The sequence below is a fragment of the Methanocalculus sp. genome (genome assembly GCF_029762515.1).
In the GTDB taxonomy this organism is placed as follows: domain Archaea; phylum Halobacteriota; class Methanomicrobia; order Methanomicrobiales; family Methanocorpusculaceae; genus Methanocalculus.
This window is the reverse complement of the sequence record NZ_JARVGN010000469.1, coordinates 1-1,654: the sequence shown is the minus strand read 5'-3', so window position 1 is coordinate 1,654 and position 1,654 is coordinate 1. Positions and strand designations below refer to the sequence as shown.

Below are 1,654 nucleotides of genomic sequence, written 5' to 3'. Positions count from 1 at the left end.
AGGCCACAGATGACAGCTGCTCTCCTTCTGAATGATGTAAAAGTCTGCTATGGCAGGCATGTTGCCATCGAACATGTCACCTGGGAGGTGGAAGAGCATGATTTTGCCGCCATTATCGGGCCAAACGGCGGCGGGAAGACCACCCTCCTCAAGGCAATCCTCGGCCTCCTCCCACTCGCAGCCGGGAGCATCAGTATCTTCGGCCACCCGCCTTCGGAAGGCCGGGATCTGATCGGGTATGTCCCGCAGTTCCATACCTTCGACTTCTCCTTTCCAATCACCGTCTCGGAGATGATCCTCCAGAGCCGGCTCCCACAGAAGAGGAGGTTTTTGTCGGGATATTCAGAGGAGGATTACCAGGCAATGGAGAGGTCCATGGATCTGATCGGACTCTCAGGGCTTTCGGATCACCCGATTGCCGATCTCTCGGGCGGCCAGCAGCAGCGGGCAATTATTGCACGGGCGCTTGCAGGCGATCCGCACCTCCTCATCCTCGATGAACCGACCGTCTACATCGATGCTCCGGCAGAAGAGCTCTTCTTCTCGCTGATCGGGAAACTCCGGGAAACGATGGCCGTGATCATAGTCACCCATGATATCAGTGCGATATCCGGGCAGGTGAACAGAATCGCCTGTTTAAACCGTCGGCTGTATACGCATGGGGATGCGACCATCACCGAAGATATGCTCACGTCGGTGTACGGGTGCCCGGTTGATCTGATCGCCCACGGTGTTCCCCACCGTGTCCTCCGCGATCATCGGGGTGGCCGGGATGATTGAGATCCTCGGGCTCGGATTCTTCCAGAATGCCATTATAGCCGGTATTCTTGCCGCTATTGCCTGTGGTATTGTCGGGAGCTTTGTTGTGGTCAGGCGGATGGCAGCAACAAGCGGAGGTATCTCCCATGCTGCATTCGGGGGAGTCGGGCTTGGATTCTTCCTCGGCATCGACCCCCTGATCGGTGCGGTCATCTTCACCATCGGTGCAGCCTGCATTCTCTGGTACCTGAATGTCCGCGAGATGCAGGAGACTGATACGATCACCGCCGCAGTCTGGGCAGTCGGTATGGCGCTTGGTATCATCTTCATCTCGATAACACCCGGATATCCACCGGATCTCTTCAGTTATCTCTTCGGAAACATCCTGCTTGTTCCATTAACAGACATCTTCCTGATGGCACTCCTGCTTGGAGTGATACTGGCAGTTGTGATCACCCTCTTCCCCCGGCTTGTGGCAGTCACCTTCGATCCCGAATATGCAGCGGTGATGGGGCTGCCCGTTTCTGCGCTGAAGCTGGTGCTCTTCCTCTTAATCGCACTTACAATCGTCCCCCTCATCTCGGTTGTCGGGATCATCCTGGTGATTGCATTATTGACGCTCCCCGCGGCAACTGCACGCCTGTACACTCAATCCCTCAAAACGATGATGATAACAGCAGTGCTGATCGGCGTCGTAACGGTCCTTATCGGGATCGCCCTCTCCTATGCATCCAACCTCCCCTCAGGCGCAACGATCATCATTCTCGGGGCTGCAATCTATGGAGGCGCCCTTGCCGGGCGGCACCTCCTATTGCACTGAGGGATCAGATCTCAAGTGCTTCCATATCCTGAAGAAATGGCATCAGTGTGGTGATGTACCGGTGATCTGCACCTG

The 1,654-nt window shown here is 56.0% G+C and carries 2 protein-coding genes; both read left to right on the top strand.

Annotated features, from left to right (window positions below):
• Window positions 1–780 (top strand): ABC transporter ATP-binding protein (locus QCH34_RS12250; RefSeq protein ID WP_366898662.1); only part of this gene is annotated, 780 nt, incomplete at its 5' end.
• A complete protein-coding gene (locus QCH34_RS12245) occupies window positions 743–1,579 on the top strand; it encodes a metal ABC transporter permease (RefSeq protein WP_300334547.1) in 837 nt (278 codons plus the stop codon). The genes QCH34_RS12250 and QCH34_RS12245, both read left to right, overlap by 38 nt.
• Window positions 1,580–1,654 lie beyond the last annotated feature (75 nt).